A 6,353-nucleotide genomic window follows, 5' to 3' on the forward strand; every position below is an offset into this window, starting at 1 on the left:
TCCTCGATGGCCGCAGCCCGCTCGGCGACGTAGGACCGCTCCCGCTCCGACGACGGCGGCCGGCCTCGCAGCAGCGACGCCGCCTCGCTCAGCGCGCCGTGCCCGGCGGCGACGGCGTCGGCCCGCTGCCCGCCGGCCGCCGCCAGCAGCCGCTCGTAGGCGGCGACCAGGCGGGCCGTCGACGGGTCGGCGGTGTCGAGGGGCAGCCCCCGGCCCAGCGTGGCCTCCCGGCGGCGGCGCCGGCCGGCCCGCCACATCGCCCGCGCCGGCAGGACGCAGCCGAGCGCCAGCGCGACCGGGCCGAGCACGAGGGCGATCGCCGGGCCGCCGGCCAGCGCGCCCCACGCCGTCAGCCCGCCGCCCCCGGCGACGAGGACGCCGTCGAACCACCCCGGCCCCTCGTCGGAGTCCGGAAACAGCTCGTCCACCAGGTCGTCGAGCTCGTCGCGCCGGCGGGCCCCGTCGGGGCGGACGAGCGGCCCGGGTGCCGGCGGCACGACCACGAGCTCGGGCATGCCGCCAGTATGGGACGGGGGCCGTCCACACTGTCGAGGTGAGCGACGCCGTCCTCGCCCGCGTCCGCCGCATCTGCCTGGCCCTGCCGGAGGCGACCGAGCGGCCGAGCCACGGCTCGCCGGCGTTCTTCGTGCGGGGGAGGACGACCTTCGCCATGTTCCTCGACGACCACCACGGCGACGGCCGCCTCGCCCTCTGGTGCCCGGCCCCGCCCGGCGCCCAGGCCGAGCTGGTCGAGGCCGAGCCCGACCGCTTCTTCGTCCCGCCCTACGTCGGGCACCGCGGCTGGGTCGGCCTCCGCCTCGACCGGTCCCTCGACTGGGCCGAGGTGGAGGCCGTCCTCCGCGACGCCTACCGCACGGTCGCCCCGAAGCGCCTGGCCGCCCTCGTCGACGGCCCTGGGTACGCTGCGGAGCCGTGACGGCCGGCCCGCTCGACCTCCCCGCCGGGTCGGAGGGCGTCCTCCCGAGCCAGCACCTGCGCCGGGCCGTGGAGGCCGGCGTGATCAGGGGCGGCGACCTCGACGCCGTCCAGCCGGCCAGCGTCGACGTCCACCTCGGCGACGTCGCCTACCGGGTCAGGTGCAGCTTCCTGCCCCGCGGCGTCGAGGTCGAGCGCCGCCTGAAGGACTACGTGTTCGAGGAGATCGACCTCACCGGGGAGGGCGCCGTCCTCGAGACGGACCGGCCCTACCTGATCCCCCTCGTCGAGCGGCTCGACCTGCCGAGGCGGGTGCGGGCCAGGGCCAACCCGAAGAGCTCGACCGGCCGGCTCGATGTCTTCACCCGCGTCCTCACCGACTACAGCGACCAGTTCGACGAGATCCGCCCGGAGTACCGGGGGCCGCTGTGGCTCGAGGTCGTCCCGCTGTCGTTCACCGTCCGGGTGCGGGCCGGCCTGGCGCTCAACCAGCTGCGCCTCGTCGTCGGGTCGCCCGCCGTGTCGTACCGGGAGCTGCGCGAGGTCCACGACCGCGACCCGATCCTCTACGGGCGGCGGGGCCCGTTCGACTACCGCAACCTGCCGACCACCGACGGCGTGTACCTCACCCTCGACCTCCGCAACGGCCCCGACGGCCGGGTCGGCTACCGGGCGAGGGAGCACGCCCCGCTGATCGACATGGCCAGGGTGGCGGCCTACGAGCCCGACGAGTACTGGGAGCCGGTGGTGCGGGAGGAGGGCGACCGCGTCGTCCTCGCCCCCGAGCGCTTCTACCTCCTGCTGTCCGAGGAGCGCGTCGCCGTGCCGCCCACCCTGGCCGCCGAGATGACGGCCTACGACCCGACGGCCGGCGAGCTGCGCACCCACTACGCCGGGTTCTTCGACCCGGGCTTCGGCTACGACAAGGCCGGCGGGCTCCGCGGCTCGCGCGCCGCGCTCGAGGTGAGGGCCCACGACGTGGCGTTCATGGTCGAGCACGGCCAGCGGGTGTGCCGGCTGACCTTCGAGCGCATGCTGGCCGAGCCGGACCGCCTCTACGGCGCCGAGCTGGCCTCGAACTACCAGGGCCAGGTGGAGACGCTCGGCAAGCACTTCCGCCGGGCCGGCGCGGGGCGAGCCCAGCCGTCGCTGTTCGCGCTGCCCCGCGAGTCGCCGCGGTAGGGTCGCTCCCCCGTGGAACGCACCCTGGCCGCCGAGCTCCCGTCCCGCGTCGACCAGCAGGTCCGCCTCAGCGGATGGGTGCACCGTGTCCGCTCCCTCGCCAAGGTGTCGTTCCTCATCCTCCGCGACGCGAGCGGCCTCGCCCAGGTCGTCATCGACGACCCTGAGGTGATGGAGCAGGTCGCCGGCATCCCGGTCGAGAGCGTGGTCGAGGTCGTCGGCCGGGTCGAGGCCAACGAGCAGGCGCCGTCGGGCGCGGAGGTGCACTCGCCGACGGTCGAGCTGGTGTCGCCGAGCGTCGACCTGCCGCCGTTCGACCTCTACCGGCCCCAGGTCAAGGCGAACCTGCCGACCGTGCTCGACCACGCCACCGTCGCCCTCCGCCACCCGCGCCTGCGGGCCGGCTTCGAGATCGCGGCGGCGTCGGTGGCCGGGTTCCGCTCGACCCTCGACGGGCTCGGCTTCACCGAGGTCCAGACGCCGAAGATCGTGGCGTCGGCCACCGAGAGCGGGGCCAACGTGTTCCGCATCGACTACTTCGGGCGGCCGGCGTTCCTCGCCCAGAGCCCGCAGTTCTACAAGCAGATCATGGTCGGCGTGTTCGAGCGGGTGTACGAGGTCGGCCCCGTCTTCCGGGCCGAGCCCCACGACACCGCCCGCCACCTGTCCGAGTACGTGTCCCTCGACGTGGAGCTGGGCTTCGTCGAGGACCACCACACGGTGATGGGCGTCGTGCGGGACGTGATCGCCGGGATGGTCGAGGGCGTGCGCACGAAGGCGGCGGCCGCCGTCGACCGCCTCGGCGTCGCGCTCCCCGACGTGCCCGCGGTGATCCCCGAGGTCCACTTCTGGGACGCCCAGCGCCTCATCTCGGAGGACACCGGCGAGGACCTGAGCGAGGAGCCCGACCTCGCCCCGGCGCACGAGCGGTGGCTGTGCGACTGGGCCCAGCGGGAGCACGGCTCCGAGCTCGTGTTCGTCACCGGCTTCCCGGCCGCCAAGCGGCCCTTCTACACCCACCCCGACCCGACCAGGCCGGGCTCGACCAACGGGTTCGACCTGCTGTTCCGCGGCCTCGAGCTCATCACCGGCGGCCAGCGGCTGCACCGCTACGACGACTACGTCGAGGCCCTGCGGGCGAGGGGCGAGGACCCCGAGCACTACGCCGGCTACCTCCAGGCCTTCCGCTACGGCATGCCGCCCCACGGGGGGTTCGCGCTCGGCCTCGAGCGGTGGACGGCCCGCCTGGTCGGCGCGCAGAACATCAGGGAGACGACCCTGTTCCCGCGCGACCTCAACCGACTGGAGCCCTGATGGCCGTGGAGCGACCGGAACCGGCCCTCGTCGCCGGCGAGCGCGAGACGCTGACGTCGTTCCTCGACTACCAGCGGGCCACCCTGGCGTGGAAGTGCGACGGCGTGGCGCCCGAGCGCCTGGCCGAGCGGGGCGTCCCGCCGTCGAGCATGTCGCTGCTCGGCATCGTGCGGCACATGGCCGACGTCGAGCGCAGCTGGTTCCGCCGCGTGCTCGCCGGGGAGGACGCGCCGCCCGTGTTCTGGTCGAAGGAGAACGAGGACGGCGACTTCGACGACGTCGACACCGCCGACCCGGACGAGGCGTTCGCGACGTGGCAGGCCGAGTGCGAGCGGGCGAGGGAGATCACCGCCGGCATGGAGCTGGACCACGTCGTCGTCCACCCCCGCTGGGGCGAGGAGCTGTGCCTGCGGTGGGTGCTGGTCCACATGATCGAGGAGTACGCCCGCCACAACGGCCACGCGGACCTGCTGCGCGAGCGGATCGACGGCGCCGTCGGCGAGTGAGGGCCGGCGCCGGCGGGTACGGCGCGCCGCCATGAGCGACGAGGACCGGGAGTTCCCGCCCCAGAGCATCGACTACCCGGGGTCGACGGGCGACATGGACCCCGAGCCGCACGACGAGATGCGCGGGTACGAGGGACGGGGGCTCCTCGCCGGCAAGCGGGCGCTCGTCACCGGCGGCGACTCCGGCATCGGGCGGGCGGTCGCCATCGCCTTCGCCAAGGAGGGCGCCGACGTCGCCATCGCCTACCTCGAGGAGCACGACGACGCCGCCCACACGGCCAAGCTGATCGAGGCCGAGGGCCGGCGGTGCGTGACGATCGCCGGCGACCTGTCGGTCGAGGAGAGCTGCCGGGCCGCCGTCGACCGCACCGTGGCCGAGCTGGGCGGGCTCGACGTGGTCGTCAACAACATCGCCTACCAGCGCCCGGCCGACTCGCTCGCCGACATCACGACCGAGCAGTGGGACCGCACGTTCCGCACGAACATCTACAGCTACTTCTGGGTCACCAAGTTCGCCCTCGAGCACCTGCCCGACGGCGCCGCCGTCGTCAACACCAGCTCGATCAACGGCCTGCGGGGCAACGCCGGCCTGATCGACTACTCGGCCACCAAGGGCGCCATCAACGCGTTCACCTACGCGATGGCCCAGGCCCTCGTCGACCGGCGCATCCGCGTGAACTGCGTGGCGCCCGGCCCGGTGTGGACGCCGCTCATCCCGGCGACCATGCCGGAGGAGAAGACCGAGACGTTCGGCCAGCAGGTGCCGATGGAGCGGGCCGCCCAGCCCGACGAGATCGCCCCGTCGTACGTGTTCTTCGCGTCCGAGCGGCTGTCCGGCTACTACACCGGCGAGGTGTTGGCCCCCATCGGGGGCGAGACCCTGCCCGGCTGAGCCCTAGGGTCGGCGGCCGTGACCGCGCCCGACCCCGCCTCCCTGCTCGCCCTGATGCCGTTCGCCGCCGCCAGCGGCGTGGAGATCACCTCGGCCGGCCCCGACGCCGTCGTCGGCCGCCTCGCCTGGGCCCCGGAGCGGTGCACGGGCGGCGGCGTCCTCCACGGGGCCGCCCTCGTGACCCTGGCCGACACGCTCGGCGCCGTGTGCGCCTTCCTCCGCCTGCCCGAGGGGGCGTCGACGGCGACCACCGAGTCGACCACCCACTTCTTCCGGGCCGTGCGGGGCGGGACGGTGGAGGGCACGAGCACGGTGGTGCACGCCGGGCGGTCGAGCATCGTCGTGCAGACCGAGGTGCGCGACGACGAGGGCCGCCTGGTGGCCCACGTGCTGCAGAGCCAGGCCGTCCTCGGCGCTCGCTAGCCTCCGCCGCCATGGACCTCCAGGGAGTCGCCGCGCTCGTCACCGGTGGGGCGTCGGGCCTCGGCGGGGCGACGGCGTCCGCGCTGGCCGGCGCCGGCGCCACCGTCACGATCGTCGACATGCAGGACGACAAGGGCGAGGCCAAGGCGGCCGAGATCGGCGGCCGCTTCGTCCACGCCGACGTCACCGACGAGGCGCAGGTGCAGGCGGCGGTCGACGCGGCCGCCGGCGACGGCCCGCTCCGGGTCACGGTCAACTGCGCGGGGATCGGCTGGGCCCAGCGCACCGTCGGCCGCGACGGCTCGCCCCACGGGCTCGACGTGTTCAGGAAGGTCGTCGGCGTGAACCTCGTCGGCACGTTCAACGTGCTGCGCCTCGCCGCCGCGGCGATGGCCCGCACCGAGCCGCTGGACGACGGCGAGCGGGGGGTCGTCGTGAACACCGCGTCGATCGCCGCCTACGACGGCCAGATCGGCCAGATCGCCTACTCGGCGTCGAAGGGCGGCGTCGTCGGCCTCACCCTGCCGGCCGCCCGCGACCTCGCGTCGGTCGGCGTGCGGGTGGTGACGATCGCGCCGGGGCTGGTCGACACGCCGCTGCTCGGCAGCCTCCCCGAGAAGCAGCGGGCGGCGCTGGCCGAGACCGTCGTGTTCCCCCACCGCCTCGGCCGGCCGGACGACTACGCCGCGCTCGTCCTCCACGTGGTGGCCAACGGCTACCTGAACGGCGAGGTCGTCCGGCTCGACGGCGCGCTGCGGATGGCGCCCAAGTAGGCGGCCCTACCGCCCGAGCTCGGCGCGCAGCGCCGGCTCCAGGGTCGGGTGGGCGAAGGAGAACCCTTCTCGCCGGAGGACGGTGGGGAGGACGCGCTGGGACGCGAACACCATCTCCTCCGCCGCCTCCCGGCCGAGGACGAGCGCCGGCCCGAAGCGGGGCACGGGCACGACGGCGGGCCGGTGGAGGACGCGGCCGAGCACCTTCGTGAGCTCGGCATTGGTGACCGGCTCGGGGCCGGTGAGGTTGACCGGCCCCGCCACGTCGTGGTCGAGCAGGAAGCGGATGGCGGCGACCTCGTCGGTCAGCGAGATCCAGCTCCACCA

Annotated in this window: 9 protein-coding genes; 7 read left to right on the forward strand and 2 right to left on the reverse strand. The window is 74.6% G+C overall.

Annotated features, from left to right (window positions below; translation table 11 throughout):
- Positions 1-515: hypothetical protein (locus tag VGB14_00865; GenBank protein ID HEX9991454.1), on the reverse strand; the 515-nt coding region annotated here is incomplete at its 3' end.
- A 38-nt stretch (positions 516-553) separates the two neighbouring features.
- On the opposite strand from VGB14_00865, the gene VGB14_00870 reads away from it, so the two are divergent.
- The 7 genes from VGB14_00870 to VGB14_00900 are packed head-to-tail and all read left to right on the forward strand — an operon-like array spanning position 554 to position 6,026.
- A complete protein-coding gene (locus tag VGB14_00870) occupies positions 554-937 on the forward strand; it encodes an MmcQ/YjbR family DNA-binding protein (GenBank protein HEX9991455.1) in 384 nt (127 codons plus the stop codon).
- A complete protein-coding gene (locus tag VGB14_00875; protein ID HEX9991456.1) occupies positions 934-2,118 on the forward strand; it encodes a 2'-deoxycytidine 5'-triphosphate deaminase in 1,185 nt (394 codons plus the stop codon). The genes VGB14_00870 and VGB14_00875 overlap by 4 nt, the downstream gene beginning before the upstream one ends.
- A 12-nt stretch (positions 2,119-2,130) precedes the next feature.
- Positions 2,131-3,432, forward strand: coding sequence for an aspartate--tRNA(Asn) ligase (gene aspS / locus VGB14_00880; GenBank protein HEX9991457.1), 1,302 nt, complete (start codon positions 2,131-2,133; stop codon positions 3,430-3,432).
- A 5-nt stretch (positions 3,433-3,437) separates the two neighbouring features.
- The gene (locus VGB14_00885; GenBank protein ID HEX9991458.1) at positions 3,438-3,938 is read left to right on the forward strand and encodes a DinB family protein; all 501 of its coding nucleotides are present in this window, start codon (positions 3,438-3,440) and stop codon (positions 3,936-3,938) included.
- 31 nt (positions 3,939-3,969) lie between these two features.
- Entirely contained in the window at positions 3,970-4,830 is an 861-nt protein-coding gene (locus VGB14_00890) for an SDR family oxidoreductase (GenBank protein HEX9991459.1), read from the forward strand.
- An 18-nt stretch (positions 4,831-4,848) separates the two neighbouring features.
- Positions 4,849-5,253 carry a PaaI family thioesterase gene (locus VGB14_00895; GenBank protein HEX9991460.1) on the forward strand — a complete coding sequence of 135 codons (405 nt, stop codon included), beginning with the start codon at positions 4,849-4,851 and terminating at the stop codon, positions 5,251-5,253.
- Between the two features lie 11 nt (positions 5,254-5,264).
- Positions 5,265-6,026, forward strand: a complete 762-nt coding sequence (locus tag VGB14_00900; GenBank protein HEX9991461.1) for an SDR family NAD(P)-dependent oxidoreductase — start codon at positions 5,265-5,267, stop codon at positions 6,024-6,026.
- Between the two features lie 6 nt (positions 6,027-6,032).
- Here VGB14_00900 and VGB14_00905 read toward each other — a convergent pair.
- A partial coding sequence (locus VGB14_00905; GenBank protein ID HEX9991462.1) for a DUF1731 domain-containing protein occupies positions 6,033-6,353 on the reverse strand: 321 nt, incomplete at its 5' end.

The organism is Acidimicrobiales bacterium, assembly GCA_036399815.1.
Classification (GTDB): Bacteria; Actinomycetota; Acidimicrobiia; order Acidimicrobiales; family DASWMK01; genus DASWMK01.